General features: G+C 37.2%; 20 protein-coding genes. 17 read left to right on the top strand and 3 right to left on the bottom strand.

Features of this window, described 5'->3' with window-relative positions:
* Window positions 1–77: 77 nt before the first annotated feature.
* From nusB to EGI31_RS17380, 10 genes are all read left to right on the top strand, one after another.
* Window positions 78–1,166, top strand: coding sequence for a transcription antitermination factor NusB (nusB, locus tag EGI31_RS17425; protein WP_255038435.1), 1,089 nt, complete (start codon window positions 78–80; stop codon window positions 1,164–1,166).
* A gap of 59 nt (window positions 1,167–1,225) precedes the next feature.
* The gene (locus EGI31_RS17420; RefSeq protein WP_255038434.1) at window positions 1,226–1,546 is read left to right on the top strand and encodes a YtxH domain-containing protein; all 321 of its coding nucleotides are present in this window, start codon (window positions 1,226–1,228) and stop codon (window positions 1,544–1,546) included.
* A complete protein-coding gene (locus EGI31_RS17415; RefSeq protein ID WP_255038433.1) occupies window positions 1,546–1,974 on the top strand; it encodes a DUF1573 domain-containing protein in 429 nt (142 codons plus the stop codon). The genes EGI31_RS17420 and EGI31_RS17415 overlap by 1 nt, the downstream gene beginning before the upstream one ends.
* Window positions 1,974–2,246: a preprotein translocase subunit YajC gene (gene yajC, locus EGI31_RS17410; RefSeq protein WP_255038432.1), complete on the top strand. Its 273-nt coding sequence runs from the start codon at window positions 1,974–1,976 to the stop codon at window positions 2,244–2,246. Before EGI31_RS17415 ends, yajC begins: the two co-directional genes overlap by 1 nt.
* Window positions 2,246–2,548, top strand: a complete 303-nt coding sequence (locus EGI31_RS17405) for a DciA family protein (RefSeq protein ID WP_255038431.1) — start codon at window positions 2,246–2,248, stop codon at window positions 2,546–2,548. The genes yajC and EGI31_RS17405 overlap by 1 nt, the downstream gene beginning before the upstream one ends.
* Window positions 2,549–2,553: 5 nt before the next feature.
* Window positions 2,554–3,450 (top strand): S66 peptidase family protein, encoded by an 897-nt coding sequence (locus tag EGI31_RS17400; protein ID WP_255038430.1) that lies wholly within the window; start codon window positions 2,554–2,556, stop codon window positions 3,448–3,450.
* A gap of 1 nt (window position 3,451) precedes the next feature.
* Window positions 3,452–3,670, top strand: coding sequence for a hypothetical protein (locus EGI31_RS17395; RefSeq protein ID WP_255038429.1), 219 nt, complete (start codon window positions 3,452–3,454; stop codon window positions 3,668–3,670).
* A 330-nt stretch (window positions 3,671–4,000) separates the two neighbouring features.
* A complete protein-coding gene (locus EGI31_RS17390; protein WP_255038428.1) occupies window positions 4,001–5,476 on the top strand; it encodes a glycine--tRNA ligase in 1,476 nt (491 codons plus the stop codon).
* A 74-nt stretch (window positions 5,477–5,550) separates the two neighbouring features.
* Complete coding sequence (locus EGI31_RS17385) at window positions 5,551–5,793, top strand: hypothetical protein (RefSeq protein ID WP_255038427.1); 243 nt, start codon at window positions 5,551–5,553, stop codon at window positions 5,791–5,793.
* Entirely contained in the window at window positions 5,783–6,190 is a 408-nt protein-coding gene (locus EGI31_RS17380) for a putative toxin-antitoxin system toxin component, PIN family (protein ID WP_255038426.1), read from the top strand. The genes EGI31_RS17385 and EGI31_RS17380 overlap by 11 nt, the downstream gene beginning before the upstream one ends.
* Before the next feature lie 44 nt (window positions 6,191–6,234).
* On the opposite strand, the gene EGI31_RS17375 is transcribed toward EGI31_RS17380, so the two are convergent.
* The 3 genes from EGI31_RS17375 to pth form a co-directional block, all read right to left on the bottom strand.
* A complete protein-coding gene (locus tag EGI31_RS17375; RefSeq protein ID WP_255038425.1) occupies window positions 6,235–7,299 on the bottom strand; it encodes a hypothetical protein in 1,065 nt (354 codons plus the stop codon).
* Window positions 7,300–7,559: 260 nt separating this feature from the next.
* On the bottom strand, window positions 7,560–8,015 hold the full coding sequence (locus tag EGI31_RS17370) for a hypothetical protein (RefSeq protein ID WP_255038424.1): 456 nt from the start codon (window positions 8,013–8,015) through the stop codon (window positions 7,560–7,562).
* A 241-nt stretch (window positions 8,016–8,256) separates the two neighbouring features.
* Window positions 8,257–8,817 (bottom strand): aminoacyl-tRNA hydrolase, encoded by a 561-nt coding sequence (gene pth, locus EGI31_RS17365; protein WP_255038423.1) that lies wholly within the window; start codon window positions 8,815–8,817, stop codon window positions 8,257–8,259.
* Window positions 8,818–8,884: 67 nt separating this feature from the next.
* Here pth and pyrR point away from each other — a divergent pair, with 67 nt between their 5' ends.
* From pyrR to EGI31_RS17330, 7 genes are all read left to right on the top strand, one after another.
* Entirely contained in the window at window positions 8,885–9,424 is a 540-nt protein-coding gene (gene pyrR / locus EGI31_RS17360; RefSeq protein ID WP_255038422.1) for a bifunctional pyr operon transcriptional regulator/uracil phosphoribosyltransferase PyrR, read from the top strand.
* 9 nt (window positions 9,425–9,433) lie between these two features.
* A complete protein-coding gene (gene aat / locus EGI31_RS17355) occupies window positions 9,434–10,027 on the top strand; it encodes a leucyl/phenylalanyl-tRNA--protein transferase (RefSeq protein ID WP_255038421.1) in 594 nt (197 codons plus the stop codon).
* A 24-nt stretch (window positions 10,028–10,051) separates the two neighbouring features.
* Window positions 10,052–12,445 carry a TonB-dependent receptor gene (locus tag EGI31_RS17350; protein ID WP_255038420.1) on the top strand — a complete coding sequence of 798 codons (2,394 nt, stop codon included), beginning with the start codon at window positions 10,052–10,054 and terminating at the stop codon, window positions 12,443–12,445.
* Entirely contained in the window at window positions 12,445–13,548 is a 1,104-nt protein-coding gene (locus EGI31_RS17345) for a DUF4249 domain-containing protein (RefSeq protein WP_255038419.1), read from the top strand. The genes EGI31_RS17350 and EGI31_RS17345 overlap by 1 nt, the downstream gene beginning before the upstream one ends.
* A gap of 371 nt (window positions 13,549–13,919) precedes the next feature.
* Window positions 13,920–16,544: an ATP-dependent chaperone ClpB gene (gene clpB / locus EGI31_RS17340; protein ID WP_255038418.1), complete on the top strand. Its 2,625-nt coding sequence runs from the start codon at window positions 13,920–13,922 to the stop codon at window positions 16,542–16,544.
* 193 nt (window positions 16,545–16,737) lie between these two features.
* Window positions 16,738–17,232 carry a leucine-rich repeat domain-containing protein gene (locus EGI31_RS17335; protein WP_255038417.1) on the top strand — a complete coding sequence of 165 codons (495 nt, stop codon included), beginning with the start codon at window positions 16,738–16,740 and terminating at the stop codon, window positions 17,230–17,232.
* A 41-nt stretch (window positions 17,233–17,273) separates the two neighbouring features.
* Window positions 17,274–18,494 carry an ISL3 family transposase gene (locus EGI31_RS17330; protein ID WP_255038416.1) on the top strand — a complete coding sequence of 407 codons (1,221 nt, stop codon included), beginning with the start codon at window positions 17,274–17,276 and terminating at the stop codon, window positions 18,492–18,494.
* The last annotated feature ends 5 nt before the right edge of the window (window positions 18,495–18,499 follow it).

The following is an 18,499-nucleotide window of genomic DNA, read 5'->3' as shown; positions in this document are numbered from 1 at the left end:
TTTTTTTATCTTTGTACCCGAAATGAAAAGTTCTTTGAATCAATATGCTTAATCGTCGACTAATTCGAATCAGGGTAATGCAAACTTTGTATGCTTTTGAAAAATCAAAAGGTGCAAACTTCCAGCTGGCTCAAGATGTTATTGCTGAGTCTTTTGCTCCTGACTTGAATTCCATGGAAAAACAAGACAGAAACAAACTCACTGGTTTGCTAAAACTCACACAGTCGCTGTTCTCAGATGAAGTAAACGCTGGAGTTTTTCCTTCTGACGAAACCCTTCCAGCTGAAGTCAAAAGCGTATTGGGCAAAGCCCGCGAATATCTTAAACTCAAAAACAAGAAAGATTTTGATTTTTATGCCATTCAGAGTGTTTTAGACGCTGAAAAGGTGTACGATATTTACCTTTATCTTTTAAATCTTCTTTCAGAAATCGGTCACAAATTCGAAGGGACTGGGAAGCTCGCTACCAACAAGGTCATTCTGGCCATCAGAAATTCCAAAGATTTAGAGCATTTGTCACTCAAAAGATCTATCAATTGGGAAAATGAGCGAATATTCATTAATAGAGTTTATAATGAGGCATTAAAAGGAAATGCCCACCTTGAAGAATACGAAGCCATCGTCAACCGTACTACTGAAGACGATCTTGCTATAGTAAAATACATCATCAAAAACATTTTCTTGAAGCACGAAGTATGCTCTGAGTTTTTTGAGAAAATGAGTATTTTCTGGGTAGAAGACAAAGAAATTCTTAGAACCATGTTATTCCACTCTATCAACGATTTTGTTGAAACGGAGGGCATTGTGGTAGAAAAGCTAGACGAAGTGTGGGAAGAAAGCAAAGAGTTTTTGAAGTCTTTCTTCAAACTTACAGTTAGTGAGGAAAAAGAAATCTTGAGTATTTTAGTACCATTCCTCAAAAATTGGGAAATTGAAAGAATCATAGAAACAGACCGTGTTTTGCTAAAAATGGCTGTATGTGAGCTGATGCACTTTCCAAGTATTCCGGTAAAGGTAACTATAAACGAAATCATCGAGATTTCGAAAAACTACAGTTCAGCCAAGAGCGGACAATTTATAAATGGTATTTTGGATTCGGTAAATAAAGACCTAACTTCACGTGGCCTAATTAAGAAAACAGGTCGAGGAATGCTGGACAACAAATAAAAATTGAAAGTGTTTGTCTAGTTTTTAATTTTAGAATAATTTTAAGAAAATTTTCAATCATGAGTAGTTCATCTAAATCATTCATAGCATTTTTAGCGGGTTTAGCCGCAGGTACAGCCATAGGAATATTGTATGCACCAGACAAAGGCGAAGTTACCCGAGACAAACTGGCATCTAAACTTTCGCAATATCGCGGTCAATTAGAGGCATTTATAGCCGACCTTATAGAAAGGGGAGATGAAGTAGCCACCGAAATGTCGGGTGGTAGCAGTGAAGCCAAAGCTGAAGGGCAAAAAGTGGTAAACGAGGCACGTCAAAAGGCAGAAAGGCTTTTGGAAGATGTAGAGAATTTGATGAACCAAATAAAATCAAAGGCATAATGAAAAAAGCATTTGCGTCTGTTCTAGTTCTTTTCATAGCATTGAGTTTTTGGCAATGCAATTTCACATTTAACTCTGATTCGGCAGCTGGAGAATCGCAAAGCGACTCTGCAAAAATTGAGTTCGAAAATCCAAATCATGACTTCGGCGAAATCAAAGAAGGCGAGGTGGTGAGTACAGTTTTTAAATTTAAAAACGTGGGTTCTATGCCCCTGAATATCGTAAGTGTGGATGTTACTTGCGGATGTACGGTTGCCGAAAAACCTGAGAAACCAATAGGTGCAGGTAAAACTGGCGAAATCAAAGTTGAATTCAATAGTGCAGGAAAAGTTGGAATAAATAAAAAATATGTAACGGTTACTTCTAACGCTGTTAATGGCTCAGAAGTAGTTAGTTTTGATGTAATAGTAAATAAAAACGAAGAATAATGACGATTTTGCAAGCCGGCGGTAATATGGGCTTTTTACTCATGATGGTGGGTATGTTTGTGGTGATGTATTTTTTTATGATCAGACCTCAGCAAAAAAAGCAAAAAGAACAACAAAAAATGGTAGATGCTCTCAAGGCTGGTGACGATGTAGTTACCGCAGGTGGATTGCACGGAAAAGTAATGTCTACAGACGAAACTACAGTTACTATTTCAGCGGGTGGTGGAGCGAAATTGACTTTTGAAAAATCGGCGATAGCTAAAAAGAAATAATGTCTTACTCTGCCCGAAATACCAAATCGATACCCATGAAAGACGCTTTTGAGTCTTTCTTGAAAGTCTATAACCTCAAATCGAAGTTTAATGAGACGTATTTGGTAGCGTATTGGGAGAAAATAATGGGTGCTAGCATAGCGAATCGTACCGAAAAAATCTACATCAAAAGCGGAGTTTTGTTTATTCGACTAAACTCCGCTCCTTTAAGCCAAGAGCTACTTTTGGCTAAAACCAAGCTCATTCAGCTGCTTAATTCCGAAATAGGCGAGCAAGTCATCAACGACGTTGTATTCATCTGATCATCATGCTTGCGGCACCTCCATATCTCAAAAAAGGTGATAAAATAGCGATTACCGCTCCAGCAAGTAAACTTGGACGAAAATCAATAGAGATTGGGGTAGAGATTCTTCAGAATTGGGGATTAGAAGTTATTGTTGGCAAAACGGTTGGAAATGAATTTCACGGTTTTGCCGATACGCTAGAAAATCGAACCTCTGAGTTTCAAGGTTTTTTGGATGAGCCATCTATTAAACTTATACTCTCTGCCCGAGGAGGTTATGGTTGTTCCAAAATCATCGATTACCTGAATTTTGAGAAATTCAAAACTAAGCCGAAATGGATATGTGGATTCTCTGATTTAACAGCTATGTTGTTGCATGTCAATGGTTTGGGTTTTCAGTCTTTGCATGGTGTAATGGCTAAAACGATGACTTATCACCAAGAGTCAAATGATTCACTTCGTGCTGCTTTGTTTGGTGACAAAATAGACTATGCATTTATTTCTCAAGAATATAATAGAGAAGGAGAGGGAGTGGGCGAAGCTATTGGAGGGAATTTGGCTCTGATGGCACATAGTATTGGTTCAAAATCAGACTTGACTTATGATGGCAAAATACTTTTCCTAGAGGATATATCGGAGTATTTTTATAACCTTGATCGTATGCTGCTGCAGTTGAAAAGAGCTGGTAAATTATCCAATTTGGCTGGTTTGGTCATTGGAGATTTTTCAGATTGCAAAGACAATGACGAGCCTTTCGGTAAGAATGTCGAAGAAATTATTTTAGAACTTACCGAAGGTACGAATTATCCAATTGCATTCGGTTTCGGTTTTGGACACGAGAATAAAAATTTGGCAATTAGGATGGGCGAAACGCTAGCGTTTTGCGTAAATAAGACCGGAAGTACAATTAAGTCACTATAAGATGGGGAAGTTCGATTTTAAAAAATATCACGTTAGGGCCATGAACGCTAGTTCTGAAACCGAAAAGTTAGCCATAAACAAAGAGCTTAAAGATTACTACAATAGCTTGGAAGATGCCGATAAAGCTATTTTCAACGAAGAACTGCAGTCTTTCTTAATCAAAGAAATGGCCAACATTAAGTCTGTTTATGACGGTGCCACTGGACAGACGGAGAATTGAAGGATTGGTTACTGGTAAACTGGTTATTGGTTAATTCGTTATTGGTTGATTGGTTGCAGAATATTTGTAAAATGCATCCTTGCACAATAAAATTCAGAATATAGTCTGAGTGAAATTACGACCGAAAAGTCTCGAAGTGTGGCTATTGGTGGCGTACTTTGTTATTTATTATTAAAATTTTTCATTTTATTTTTTTTCTTCCCCTTTCAATAATTTTCTCTTTTCATTTGGTGATTTTTCAAATCGTGGCATTTTGATTGCAGTTTTTATGCGAGCATTAGAGCATATTTTTATAAATTTGCACTTTATTTATAATTATTAAAATTTTTTATGAGCCAAGCGTCTGCCCCAGCTACTACTTTACAAGATATTATCAGTCACGCCAAAGAATACGGATTTGTGTTTCCGTCTTCCGAAATATATGATGGACTTCAGGCCGTTTACGACTACGGTCAGAATGGCGTTGAGTTAAAAAATAACCTAAAGCAAGTTTGGTGGAAGGCTATGACACAGCTTCATGACAACATTGTGGGTATTGATGCGGCCATTTTCATGCATCCATTGACTTGGAAGGCCTCGGGTCATGTAGACGGCTTCAACGATCCGATGATTGATAACAAAGATTCCAAGAAAAGATACCGAGCCGATCAGCTTTTGGAAGGAAAGGCAGAAGAATACGAAGCTGCCGGAGAACCTGAAAAAGCCGCAGCACTTTTGGCCAAAATGGGGGCTTTGCTCGGTGCAGAGAAATTGGACGAAGTAAGAGAACTTATCATAGAAGAAAAAATAGTTTGCCCGATTTCTAAAACTTTGAATTGGACAGAAGTTCGTCAGTTTAATTTGATGTTCTCAACTCAAGTTGGTTCTGTGGCTGAAGATTCTAGCAATATTTATTTACGGCCAGAAACAGCCCAAGGTATTTTTGTGAACTTCTTGAATGTGCAAAAATCGGGTAGAATGAAAGTGCCATTTGGTATTGCTCAAATTGGTAAAGCCTTTAGAAATGAGATAGTTGCACGTCAGTTTATATTCCGTATGCGTGAATTTGAACAAATGGAAATGCAATTTTTTATAAAACCAGGTACAGAAATGGAATGGTACAATACTTGGAAAGACACACGTCTGAAATTCCATAAAGCCATAGGTTTGCCTGCTGATAAATTGAAATATCATGACCATGACAAGTTGGCTCATTATGCCAACGCCGCAGTAGATATTGAGTATCAGTTTCCGTTTGGATTTAGAGAAATAGAAGGAATTCACTCAAGGACAGATTTTGACCTGAAAAACCACCAAGAACTGTCGAAGAAAAAGCAGCAGTATTTTGATCCAGAGTTGGGTGAAGATGGAAAGGCAATAGGGAATTATATTCCATACGTAGTAGAAACTTCTGTGGGAGCCGATAGACTATTTTTAGCTACTTTCTGCAATGCCTTCACCCAAGAAACTGGTGAAAAAGAAAGAACTTATTTAAAACTTCATCCTGCACTGGCTCCTATCAAAGCTGCTGTATTGCCATTGGTTAAAAAAGATGGCTTGGCCGAAAAAGCCCAAGAAATAGCCAATTCACTTAAGTCAAGTTTCAGAACTATTTATGATGATGGTGGTGCCATAGGTAAGCGTTACACCCGTCAGGATTTGATAGGTACTCCATATTGTATTGCGGTAGATTATCAAACCATGGAAGACAATACCGTAACCATCCGTCACCGTGACAGCATGGAACAAGAAAGAATTGCGATTTCAGCATTGAAAGAGAAAATCGGTTACGAAGTAGCCATGGAGAGAATTTTGGAGGCAATTTGAAAATAAATCAATTGAATTGATTTATTTGAGATTGATTTCTGTTTTTTTGTTATTTGAATCAAGAAGTTATAACTATGAGTACGATAAGAATTCCAATTTCAGATACTGCAAGTAATACCTTGAAAAGACTTTCAAGACAAAAGCAATCCATTATTCGTAGTCGTATTAGTTCAATTCTCGAAGAGGAAATAAAGAATGAAACTTTGTTTGACTTGAATGACTATCAGGACGTTATGAATATGACAGATAGAGAAATGCTTCTAACTTTTGGAGAGGATTATTTGCAAAACAAAGGGTGGGTAGCAAGTGGCAAATAATCGATACGTATTAGATACAAATGTATTGATTAGTGCCATAGTTTGGCCGGATTCTATTCCGCATAAAGCCTTATTAAAAGCAATGACATCAGAGGTTCTAATTTCTAATGACCTAAGGAATGAACTGATTGAGGTTTTTTCACGACCAAAATTTGATAAATACAAATCTAATGCTGAGAGAAATAGGGAATTGGGAAACTTTATTGAGAAATGTACCTTTATCCAAGTTTACAGTAAATTAGATGTTTGCCGAGATAAAAAAGATAACATGGTTTTGGAGTTAGCTAAAGATGGTAATGCCATTTTAATAGTTTCTGGCGATGATGATTTGTTATCCTTAAATCCTTTTCAAGGAATCCAAATTATAACAGCAAGAGAGTTTCTTGAATTAGCTTGATTCTTAATATACTTTAAAAAAGCTGACTAAGGTTTGTTTTTTTGTTAATTCTCATAAATCCCTATTGGTTTAAGACTTCCTCTATATTTATCGATCATCATTCTTTGATTTATATTGATTTGAGCTTTTTTGAGTCCCAACTGAGTTAATGTTGGTGGGGTTGGTAATTGTTTAAATTTTACAAAACTTACTATGTCAAATGCCACAAATGCCCAATCAACAATCTTGGGTATTTTCGTGTTACCAGAAATTGAATTTGGGTCGATTTCATTGTTACCATAAACTGTTTCTACCTCATAAGTATTTAAGAATTTAGTAAGCGGTAAAAGGAAATAGCTTGAATCTTTTTCGTTTTTAATCGCTTTATAAAGTTTCCCATTTTGACAAACCCCCCAGATTTTGGAAATTGAATCCATCAATTGATTGTTTTCTATTTTGAGATGAGTTTGACCTAAGATTTCTAAAATTTCGAAATTGCATTCTAAAGCGTCATTTGCTTTGAATTTTTTGTAGGTGGGGTATATACCATCTTTATGTATTCGGTCAATAAATATATTATTTAATTGGGTGTCTTTCTCAATAAATTTAGAAGTGGTCAACACTTTATTGTCAAGGTTTCGAAGATTTTTTTCTAAGTCATTCAACGTACTGTTCCAGAATTTCCAATTTAAGTTGTTCATGGTTAAATACAAGTTATCTGAAGCTGCAATCTCCTGACAATTTGAAGTTTGCATAACTTTTGCGTACCCTTCAGTTGTTTTGAGAAAGAATTCCAAATCTGAATATAGCCAAACAATAGCTTTCCCCTCGGTTTGCCGAGAACCAAACTGGAATTCATTTAATCTTATAGTTATTTGGTTCTTTTTATTGTTTTGTGGTAGGCTATAATTGATAAAATTTTTGATTAGCAAATTTAGCGGAGCTGATGTTTCTAGATTAAAAGTAGAGTCAGATTGAATGAAGGTTAATTCTTGCTTATTTCGAACATCAATTATCTCTTCAATATTCATTTTAATACCTACTAAATCTAATCTTGAAAAGTTTGGATTAAATTGTATTTGTGAATAACTAGATAGTGAAGTAAGTAGAAAGAGAAATAGGTACCTCATTATTATTTCGGTTTACTTTAAGTCAGAAAAAAGCATGCCATTATTGTGTTAAATCTAACTTTTTTCATTATTTGAGTACTCGTAAAGATTTTAGCGAGGTTTTTAAATCGAATCAATCCTAGGCTTCGACTACGCTCAGCCCAAGAATCGAATCAATCTAAAATCAAACCCCCTTTTAAAAAACTTAAGCCCGGTCTCAAAGAAACCGGGCTAAGTATCTATTCAACCCTAACCTATTAAACTATGAAAAAAATCTAATATTATAAACTTGTTACTGCATCTACTACAGCTGGTACTTCTGATACCTCTGATTCTGTAGATATAGTGTTTTTGCTTGACCAAATAAATTCGAACACCGATTTGTTCAGTTGTACTTTTTGTGACCAAGCCTTCGCTTCTTTTCGGCTCATTCCACTAAGTTTATCGCTTAATGTTGCCGAAGCTTCCATAAACTCAGCCTTTTGGGCATCGCTTAAGTTGTAGAACGCTACGGACGAATTGTGGTATAGATTAACTACTTCCAAATATTTTTTCAAATCCTCATCGTTCTTTCTAGATACTTTTCTCGCCTTTGCTTTTACAAATGTTGAGAACTCAGTTGCACTGTTTACCGCTAATCTGTCTCCCGAAATGTTGTTAGCATAGCTAACTTGTGCATTACCTGAAACTGTTCCAAATACTAGTGCTAAAATAACCGCTTTAAATTGCTTCTTCATGTTTTTGTCTATTTTTCTTTCGTGAATTACTCTGCAAAATTGAAGGGTTTTAATTTAACCGCCAAATTTTGTATGGTATATGAAACCAAATAATATACTTAAAAACAGTAAATAAACAAATTGTTTTAGATTTAAATAGGTATTTGAGGAATAAGTATCGAAATAATATTTTGTTTAAATTAAATTAACATAGGAAAAGTTTGTATTTCTAGTAAATTCGAAAATTCTTGAAAAAGTACAATCATTCGTTTAGAAAGTTCATGGTGGGGGCAATTCCGACGGTACAAAAGCTTAAAATCATGTCAATTGCTTTGTCCAATTTCGGCAATAAATCTATCATATCGTTGTCAGAAAACTTCCCCAAAACATAATCTACCTGCCGACCTTTCGGAAAATCTGAGCCGATTCCGATTTTTAGACGTGGGTAAATGTCGTTTCCCAATACCAACTCTATGTTTTTCAGTCCATTGTGGCCAGCACTAGAGCCTTTAGGTTTTATTCTCAACTTGCCGAGAGGGAGAGCGAGGTCGTCGACCAATATCATGACATTGTCTATCGGTATTTTCAAAACAGACATCCAATGCTGTAAAGCTTTTCCGCTGAGGTTCATATAAGTGGTGGGTTTAATGAGTGTAATGGATCTACTTTTGTATTTAAATTCTGCCACGCTGGCGAGTCTATCTACCTTAAAAGTGAGGTTTTCTTTGGCAGCCAGTCTGTCCAAAACCATAAAGCCCGCGTTGTGTCTCGTAAAGGCGTACTCTGGCCCGATATTGCCCAATCCCACTATCAAATACTTCATTATATTATTTTTGAAAAATGTGTTTTTTACAAAATAACTAATATTTTTGTTGATAATTAATTTTGGAATGCAAAAAAAGCGGCTCATACTCAATCAGCCATTGTTGGATATTACTTTAAGGCGTCTCTGTCAGGAAATAATCGAAAACCACGAACTTCTCGAAAACACCGTTTTGATAGGACTACAGCCTCGTGGGATTTTTTTGGCAGAAAGAATAGCCCATTTTCTGAAAGAGGATTTTGGGGTTAATATTCCATTGGGTTACCTAGACGCTACTTTTTACCGAGATGATTTTAAGCGGAAAGGCAATATATTGAAGCCCAACTCTACTCAAATTAACTTTATCATTGAAGACAAAAACGTCATACTGATAGACGATGTGTTGGCTACTGGACGGATGGTGAGAGCTGCCATTGATGCCATGCAGGCCTTTGGAAGGCCCGAAAAAGTTGAATTATTGTGCCTGATCGACAGAAAATACAATCGAGACCTACCTATTCAGGCCAATTTTGCGGGTAAAAAAGTAAATACTCTTGATTCGCAGCGGGTTTTGGTAGAATGGAAAGAGCAAGGCCATGAAACGGATAGCATTTGGCTTATTGATTAATCTGCCTTTATGACGAAAATCTCAACTGACGATTTGCTCTACGGCTACAGTAACGGTATATTTCCAATGGCCGACAGCCACGAAGGCGAGATTTATTGGTATTCGCCCGATCCCAGGGCGATAATTCCGATCGATACCTACAAACCATCTAAATCGCTGAGACCCACACTTAATCAGAAGGTTTTTGATGTGGACTTCAACAAGAATTTTAAAGAAGTCATGAAAAATTGTGCTTTACCAAGATTTCAAGGCGATGAAACTTGGATTTCGCAGGATATCATTGATTCTTACCATAGTTTACATAAATTGGGTTTTGCTCATTCGGTGGAAGTGTATCAAAACAACGAGTTGGTGGGCGGTTTGTACGGCGTTTCTTTAGGTTCAGCCTTTTTTGGCGAATCCATGTTTCATACCAAACCCAATGCTTCCAAGGTGGCTTTTCATTATTTAATTCAAAATTTGAGACAAAGAAATTTTAAATTATTAGACACACAATTTATAAATGACAACGTGAAACGGTTTGGAGCCATTGAGATTCCGAAACGACAATTCATGAAAATCCTTAAAGAAAGTATATCAACAAAGAATAAATTTATTGATTGAGGACATATGATTTCAACGAAAAAAATGCTGATTTTGATTTTACTGGGTTTTATGCCCTTTCTGAGTTTTTCTCAGAAAAGAGTTAAAATCAAAGGAACCATCAAACATAACCAGACCAAACTGCCTCTTTTTGGGGTCAATCTCATCATTACCGAAAATGGTATAGGGACCTCTACTGATTCGGCAGGATATTATGAAATGACCATCCCTACGGGCAGTTATCTTCTTGAAATATCGCATCAATCATATTTTAAGAAATACCAGAAAATTGATGTAAGAAGAGACATGGTCATGGATTATGTATTGGACGAAAAAGTAAACGAACTCGAAGAGGTAAGAATAAGTGCCAATAGTTCGGAGCAAAATGTCAAGCGTTTGGGTACTGGCATGACTACATTGAGCAGCAGAACATTGAAAAAATTGCCCTCACTTTTGGGCGAAATTGATATCATAAAAAGTCTTTACACCCTCCCAGGTGTTACCAGCGTAGGCGAAGGAGCCTCTGGATTTAATGTGAGGGGTGGAAATATTGACCAGAACCTGATACTTCTTGACGAAGCTCCCATATTTAACTCCAGTCACTTGATGGGTTTTTTCTCTGTCTTTAACCCAGACGCCTTTAGAGATTTTAACTTTTACAGAGGGGGTATTCCAGCACAGTTTGGCGGAAGGATATCTTCGGTTTTAAATGTAAATCTTAAAGACGCCAACGCCACCAAATTGTCTATCAATGGCGGGGTAGGAACAATCAGCAGTAGATTATTGATAGAAACGCCAATCATAAAAGATAAAATGAGTATGTATGTGGCGGGTAGAATTTCTTATATCGATCAGCTGATGCAGGTTATCAAGATTAAAAGACTCGCTGGCTCCAAAGCGAATTTCTATGATCTTACTGCCAAACTCGAATATCGACCAACGACCAAAGATCGTATCTCCATCTCGGCATTTCAGGGTAAAGATCAATTTAAACTTGCTAAGGACTCCATATCGGCCATTGATGACAACGGAGACGCCCTTTACGACTGGCGGACGACCAATGCTACAGCCTCATGGTCACATTACTACGGACCGAAGTTTTCTACGCGTTTGGTTGGAGTTTATTCTAACTATGACGCTGATATCATCAATTCTGATTCTTTGACTGCTTTTAAACTGAACTATAACATTGTTTATAAAAGCATTAAAGGTATAGCCACGTATAATCTTAACCCCAAAAACGAAATAGACTTTGGTTTTCAGTTTAACCGATATGACATTCAGCCAGGTCTTATGGAACCCACATTGCCTTCCTCCAACAAGAACTTGATTAGACTTAATCCAGAAAGTGGAATAGAAACGGCAATTTTTGTGAATGATAAGATCGAAATTTCTAAAAAAGTGAATCTTGGAGTGGGCCTACGTTATGTTTCTTACCAAGCACTGGGTGCATCTACCGTTTATAATTATGAGGCCGGAAAACCGATTTCGTTTTTAAATATTGTTGATTCTGTGGCCTATGATAGAGGAAAAGTAGTGAAAAGCTATGGAAGTTTTGAACCTAGGCTTTCATTGAATTTCAATATTTCGGCCTCTTCGAGTTTGAAGTTTAGTGCCAACCGTATGAAGCAATTTATACAGTTGCTGTCAGGAACCACAGCTGCTTTGCCAACTGACAGATGGAAATTGAGTGATACCTACATAAAACCCCAAATGGCCGACCAATTTTCAATGGGCTATTTCAAAAACTTCAAAGAGAAGTCTTCCGAGGCTTCGGTGGAGGTTTTTTATAAAAAATTATACGATGTCGTAGAATATAAAGACGGGGAAACGCTTCTCTTGAACAAATTTCCAGAAACTGCTATTTTACAAGGAGACGGCTACGCCTATGGTGCGGAGTTTTTTGTGAAAAAGAATCTCGGTACTTTTACGGGTTGGTTGAGCTACACTTATTCGCAAACCAGAATAAAAGTGGCTGGCCCAACGGAGGAAGAGACCATTAACAACGGAAAGTATTTCCCACCAATCTTTAATAGACCTCATAGTTTCAATGCCATCGGCTCTTACCAAGTGAGTAGAAAAGTTTCGTTTTCAAGTAATTTGAACTTCAGTTCTGGTCGGGCTATTACTTATCCAGCTTCAAAATTCTATACTAGTGGAGCCGTTTTGCCTTATTACAATAGTCGCAATCAATCTCAAATACCAAATTACTTAAGACTTGACTTGGCCATGAATATTGAGTCGCATCCATATCGCACGAGCGGATATCGAGGTTCTTGGAATGTCTCCTTGTACAACGTAATGGCCCGCAAAAACGCGTATTCGGTCTTTTTTAGGTCCAAAAATCCTTACAATCAGTTTTATTCGAAAGTGGATATTTATAAGCTTTCGGTTTTGGGAACAATCATTCCGTCAGTTACTTATAATTTCAAATTCTGATGAAAATATTCAATAAAAATATCATTTTCTTATTTCTGGCTACGCTCTTAGTGGCATGTGTAGATATTTATGACCCCAAACTCACCAGTGATAAACTTAGGCTAGTGGTGGAAGCACAGTTTACTACAAAGCTTGATTATCAGTATGTTTACCTCACCTATGATGCTCCTTATAATTCTGAAGGAAATAATTTTAAGAATTTGGTGAACAGAGCGAAAGTGAAAATTACCGACGATCAAGGTAAAGTTTTTGAATTTTATGATGAAATAGAACCCAACAATCAGATTAAAACCAGAGAAGGCTATAACTACAGGTCGGTGAACAAAATTAAAGCTGAATTGGGGCGAAAATATAAACTGACCGTGGAGGTATTGGACGGTAGAAAGTATGAGTCAAGCCTTGAGTCTCCTGTGCCCGTAACAAAAATTGACAAAGTAAATATTGAATTTAGAGAACTGGGACGTCCTTCAAAAGTTGTTGGGGAGTTTTTGGTTTCCATAGACACAAAAGATTCACCAGCCTCCAAAGACTTTTACAAATGGGATACCTATCATGTCAAACAAATCAATTACTGCCGAGAATGGTATATTTTTGGCCAGGGTGGAGCCGTTACCGAGTCTTATGTGGATAAATGCTGCGAGCCATGCTATGAGAAAGTGAAGTTTGACGATGCCTTTCAACTGGCCAACGACCGACTCATTAATGGAAACAGTATCATTCGTCAGCATGTGGCCACTGTGCCATTTGACAATAATACACCTTATTACATGGTTATCAATCAATACTCTTTGACGGAGGCCGCCTACAAATTTTGGAATGCCATAAAGGAACAATCCAAAAACAGTGGTGGACTTTTTGATGCTACTCCTAAGTCCATAAGAGGAAACATGAAAAACGTCAATGACCCTACAGAGGAGGTTTTGGGGATATTTTATGTGTCAGATGTTTTTGAACATCAGATAAATGTCGAGCGAAACCGCTCCACGCCTAAGCCAGTAATTGTGGAACCGTACAGTCTTGGATGGATTAAAACCACCCAGTGTTTTCCTTGTCAAGAGAGTTTTAATAGGACCAAAATTAAACCTGCAGGATTCTTGTTTTGATTATTTTCTATTGTCTGGATTAAAACACATAGGCACATAGATAGCATAGTTTAAATTTTGTAAATCGCTTGAACACTCTAATGAGCGAAGTGAAAGACTCCGTGAAACTCAAAAAACGCAATGTGCTGAAAAAATAAACTCCGCGAAACTCTGAGTCGGAAAAAACGCAGACCAAATTCAGACAAAATAGCACACCTTTTATTTCTTAATTATTGGAAATCAGCCATTCTGGCATTTATTTTCTCTCACAAAAATACTTTTTAAGTCATTATTTCCGAAATAAACATCTCGCACAAAATTTGACGATGGATAGATGTAACATTTTATGAAAAAGCTAATTGTGTGATGTCATTTGCTAAAAACTTAAAAAAATGAATTTCAATCAATACACCATCAAGTCGCAAGAGCTAATTCAGCAGGCTGCTCAAATAGCTCAAGGTTTTTCTCAGCAAGCAGTGGAAACGGGCCATTTGCTTAAGGCCATTTTGGAAGAAGAACCGAATACTTCATCTTTTTTGTTGAAGAAATATGGAATAAGTCCAGAAGGTTTTTTGAGGAAATTGGATCCCATAGTGGAGGCTTATCCAAGAGTTTCAGGTGGTAATCAGCCATTTCTTGGAAACGACCTTAACAAAGCCATGACCAAGGCTCAGTCGTACCTGAAGGAGTTTGGAGATGAGTTTGTGAGTGTAGAACTTTTGTTTTTGGGCATATTGGGTGGAAGCGATTCAGTTGCTAATTTGCTAAAAGCTGAGGGAGTTAAAGAGACAGATATTATAAAAGCTATTACAGAACTTAGAGGAAAAAATAATCCAGTGAAAGATCAAAACGCAGAAAACAAGTACCAAGCCCTTGCTCGTTACAGCAAAAATCTGAACGATTTGGCGGAGCAAGGCAAAATTGACCCAGTGATAGGGCGAGATGAGGAGATTAGGAGGGTTTTACAGATTTTGTCGAGGCGTACCAAAAACAACCCGATGTTGATTGGTGAGCCTGGGGTGGGTAAAACTGCTATTGTGGAAGGTCTTGCCCAACGTATCGTACAAGGCGATGTCCCTGAGAATTTGAAATCAAAAATCGTGATTTCGCTCGACATGGGCTTGCTTGTAGCAGGTGCCAAATACAAGGGCGAGTTTGAGGAGCGTCTAAAAGCCGTAATCAAAGAAGTAACTGACTCTGAAGGAGAAATAATACTTTTCATTGATGAGATTCATACACTGATAGGTGCAGGAAGTGGAGGAGAGGGAGCCATGGATGCTGCCAATTTGCTAAAACCAGCCTTGGCTAGAGGAGAATTGCATGCTATAGGTGCTACTACTTTGAAAGAATATCAAAAATATATAGAGAAAGATAAGGCTCTAGAAAGACGTTTTCAAGCTGTTGTAGTGGATGAACCTGATATTGCAGATGCCATTTCGATTTTGAGAGGTATCAAAGAAAAATATGAGGTGCACCATGGAGTAAGAATTCAGGACGATGCCGTTATAGCGGCCGTGGAGCTTTCGAGTAGATATATTTCTGATAGGTTTTTGCCGGATAAAGCCATCGACTTAATGGATGAGTCAGCAGCTAAACTCCGTCTAGAAATGGACTCTATGCCCGAAAATATGGACGAACTCCGCAGACGTATTATGCAGCTGGAGATTGAGCGTGAGGCCATTAGACGTGAAAATGACAAAGAAAAAGAGAATAATCTCAGCAAAGAAATAGCCGAACTCAATGAAACATTTAACAGCCTGAAAGCCAAATGGGACTCTGAAAAAGGCAAAGTAAATGAGGTAAGAACGCTTAAAGAAAAAATAGAACAACTAAAATTTGATGCCGACCAAGCCGAACGTTCAGGTGATTATGGCAAGGTTGCACAGATTCGATATGGGCAATTGCCAGAGGCCGAGAATCGTTTGGTGGAACTTTCAGCTAAGAATTTAGACAAAGATAACCTTATTAACGAAGAAGTTACGGCTGAGGACATAGCCATGGTAGTGGCCAAATGGACCGGAATACCAGTTTCTAAAATGCTACAAAGCGACCGTGAGAAGTTGTTGCACCTCGAGGATGAGCTTGAAAAACGTGTGGCAGGCCAAAAAGAAGCTATTGAGTTGGTTTCAGATGCGGTGAGGCGTTCACGTGCGGGTATGCAAGATCCTAAAAAACCGATTGGTAGCTTCCTGTTTTTGGGAAGTACCGGGGTGGGTAAAACTGAGTTGGCGAAAACTTTGGCCAATTACCTCTTCAATGACGACAACGCCATGGTGCGTATAGACATGAGTGAATATCAGGAGAAACACACTGTGAGCCGTTTGGTAGGAGCTCCTCCAGGATATGTAGGCTATGACGAAGGCGGACAACTCACCGAAGCCGTAAGACGCAAACCTTACAGTGTGATATTGCTAGACGAGATTGAAAAAGCACATCCAGACGTATGGAACGTACTATTGCAAGTATTGGATGATGGCCGACTGACTGACAATAAAGGTCGTGTGGCCAACTTCAAGAATACCATCATCATCATGACTTCTAACATTGGCTCACATTTCATCCAGGAAAAATACATGGAAGCACTCAAAGGTGCACCAGGTGCTTGGGAGAAATACTTCAAGGACGAAGCGAAAGATCAAGTGATGGAATTGCTAAAAGCCTCTGTAAGACCTGAGTTTTTGAACCGTATCGACGAGATTGTGTTGTTTGATCCACTTGGAAAAACAGAAATACGCAAAATTGTAGCCATACAGTTTGATACAATCAAGGCTCGTTTGAAAGAGCAAGGCATTGATTTAGAAGCCACTGAAGCCGCTTTGGACAAGCTCGGAGAAGAAGGTTATGACCCAGTTTTTGGAGCCAGGCCACTCAAAAGAGTAATTCAAAGAAACATCATGAACGAACTTTCAAAAATGATTCTCGGAGGCACAATCAATAAAGAAGCCATTATTGTGTTAGACGTTGACGCAGACAATCATTATAAATTTGAGAATCTGCCGGAGATTACTATTGCGTAAGACCATATAGTTCCGAGTGGTGAGTACGTTAGAAGCGACTGCGGTTTTAAAATTGTGATAAGTTTATAGGTATTTTAGGGTTTATAGTTTACACCCTTGCCTCTTTGAGGTGGGGGTGTTATGTTTGGATGATTTTTTATTAAATTTTTATTGGTATATTGCTATTTGATTTTTTAAAGTTAAATCTATTAGAATGGCTACTATTAGGGAATTAATAGAAAAGGTAAAACAAACTGAAACTTTTGATTTGGTTTTAGAGAACAAATCAATGACAGAACTGCCTATGGAGGTATGTAATCTTACAAATTTAAAAAATTTAAGTTTAAATGGAAATAGGTTGAAAAACCTTCCAGAGGAGTTTGTCAATCTTCAAAATTTAGAAATTCTTGATTTAAGGAATAATAATTTTACAAAAATCCCTCAGGTTGTTTTTACAATAAGGGATTTAAAACATCTTTTTTTATCAGATAATTTGATTGATGAAATACCTAATTCCTTTAAAGATTTATTTCTTTTAAAATCATTAAATTTAAGTCATAACAAAATTTCCAATATTCAAGAAGGGATATTTGTTCATTTGAAATTATTGAAAGATTTAAAGTTAAATGATAATCCATTAAAAAATTTACCAGAGGATATTGGGAAAATGTATTTTCTAAATTCTTTAAATATTAGGGTGCTATGTTGAATTAAGTGGGTAAGATAAAATTTGTTTCTGATATTTGTTCAATGAATAGTGAACAAATATTTCAATTGGCTTTAGGTTTAAATGAGCCGTGGTATGTTTCAAAAGTAGAGTTTTTGGATGGGGATTATCAAAAAGAGCTTCATTTAACGATTGACTACAAAGTTGGATTTTTTATTGATAAGACTGGCAAGAGTACTGTACATGATAGAGTAGATAGGAAGTGGCGGCACCAGAATTTTTTTGAGCATAAGTGTTACCTACATTGTAAAATACCACGTGTAAAAACTGTTGAGAATAAGGTTGAACAAGTCTCAGTACCGTGGGCACGGGAAGGTAGTGGTTTTACACTTCTGTTTGAGGCATTTAGTATGTTGTTAATAGAGCAAGAAATGCCAGTCAACAAGGTAGGCAAAGTGATTGGAGTTTACCCCAATCGCATCTGGAATATCTTTAATTATTGGCTTGGAATTGCTTATTGTGGTGCAGATCATAGTGATATTTCAACATTGGGAATAGACGAGACAAGTTCTAAAAAGGGGCATGATTATATAACCGTTGCGGTGGATATGAAAACTTCAAGGGTAGTACATGCAACTGAGGGCAAGGGAGCAGACACCATTACGAAAATAGCTGATTATCTGGAAACTAAAGGTACCCAGAGACAGAATATCAAGCAAGTTTGTATAGACTTATCACCCTCTTTTATCAGTGGTGTGGAGTCAGAATTTTCAAATGCTCAAATAGTATTTGATAGGTATCATGTCAAAGCACTCTTGAATAAAAGTATGGACGACTTAAGAAAACAAGAACTAAAGAATCACCTAATGCTAAAAGGGCAAAAGTATTTGTTTCTCAAAAATGACAAAAACATGACGGCTTCTCAAAAAACACAGAGAGATATGTCACTAGAGGCATTACCCAGATTAGGTGCGGCTTATCGTTTAAAAATACTATTTGACGACTTTTGGTCTATTAAATCGCCTCAAGAAGCTCAAGGGTTTTTAGCCTATTGGTGTGATATGGTAAAAGAGGCAATGATACCTCAATTTGAGAAATTTGCAGACACCGTAATCAAACATTGGAAAGGAATTACAAACTATTCTAAATACCATATTTCAAACGGAATTTTAGAAGGTATTAATAGTAAAATCCAATTGGCTAAAGCTAGGGCTCGTGGATACAGAAATAAAAACAATTTTATCAGTATGATTTACTTCATTGCTGCTAAACTCAAATTCAAGTACCCACTCTATTCAGCATAGAGCCA

The sequence above is a fragment of the Lacihabitans soyangensis genome, assembly GCF_024343775.1.
Taxonomy (GTDB): domain Bacteria; phylum Bacteroidota; class Bacteroidia; order Cytophagales; family Spirosomataceae; genus Leadbetterella; species Leadbetterella soyangensis.
Note: the sequence above shows the minus strand (reverse complement) of the source record. Positions and strands in the feature narration are given on the sequence as shown.

Coding starts and splice junctions, on each gene's coding strand:
- EGI31_RS17405 (WP_255038431.1), top strand. CDS start 2,246: ATGTCTTACTCTGCCCGAAATACCAAATCGATACCCATGAAAGACGCT.
- EGI31_RS17400 (WP_255038430.1), top strand. CDS start 2,554: ATGCTTGCGGCACCTCCATATCTCAAAAAAGGTGATAAAATAGCGATT.
- EGI31_RS17375 (WP_255038425.1), bottom strand. CDS start 7,299: ATGAGGTACCTATTTCTCTTTCTACTTACTTCACTATCTAGTTATTCA.
- EGI31_RS17345 (WP_255038419.1), top strand. CDS start 12,445: ATGAAAATATTCAATAAAAATATCATTTTCTTATTTCTGGCTACGCTC.
- nusB (WP_255038435.1), top strand. CDS start 78: ATGCAAACTTTGTATGCTTTTGAAAAATCAAAAGGTGCAAACTTCCAG.
- clpB (WP_255038418.1), top strand. CDS start 13,920: ATGAATTTCAATCAATACACCATCAAGTCGCAAGAGCTAATTCAGCAG.
- EGI31_RS17330 (WP_255038416.1), top strand. CDS start 17,274: ATGAATAGTGAACAAATATTTCAATTGGCTTTAGGTTTAAATGAGCCG.
- EGI31_RS17370 (WP_255038424.1), bottom strand. CDS start 8,015: ATGAAGAAGCAATTTAAAGCGGTTATTTTAGCACTAGTATTTGGAACA.
- EGI31_RS17420 (WP_255038434.1), top strand. CDS start 1,226: ATGAGTAGTTCATCTAAATCATTCATAGCATTTTTAGCGGGTTTAGCC.
- EGI31_RS17395 (WP_255038429.1), top strand. CDS start 3,452: ATGGGGAAGTTCGATTTTAAAAAATATCACGTTAGGGCCATGAACGCT.
- EGI31_RS17335 (WP_255038417.1), top strand. CDS start 16,738: ATGGCTACTATTAGGGAATTAATAGAAAAGGTAAAACAAACTGAAACT.
- EGI31_RS17385 (WP_255038427.1), top strand. CDS start 5,551: ATGAGTACGATAAGAATTCCAATTTCAGATACTGCAAGTAATACCTTG.
- EGI31_RS17350 (WP_255038420.1), top strand. CDS start 10,052: ATGCTGATTTTGATTTTACTGGGTTTTATGCCCTTTCTGAGTTTTTCT.
- EGI31_RS17390 (WP_255038428.1), top strand. CDS start 4,001: ATGAGCCAAGCGTCTGCCCCAGCTACTACTTTACAAGATATTATCAGT.
- pth (WP_255038423.1), bottom strand. CDS start 8,817: ATGAAGTATTTGATAGTGGGATTGGGCAATATCGGGCCAGAGTACGCC.
- yajC (WP_255038432.1), top strand. CDS start 1,974: ATGACGATTTTGCAAGCCGGCGGTAATATGGGCTTTTTACTCATGATG.
- pyrR (WP_255038422.1), top strand. CDS start 8,885: ATGCAAAAAAAGCGGCTCATACTCAATCAGCCATTGTTGGATATTACT.
- EGI31_RS17415 (WP_255038433.1), top strand. CDS start 1,546: ATGAAAAAAGCATTTGCGTCTGTTCTAGTTCTTTTCATAGCATTGAGT.
- aat (WP_255038421.1), top strand. CDS start 9,434: ATGACGAAAATCTCAACTGACGATTTGCTCTACGGCTACAGTAACGGT.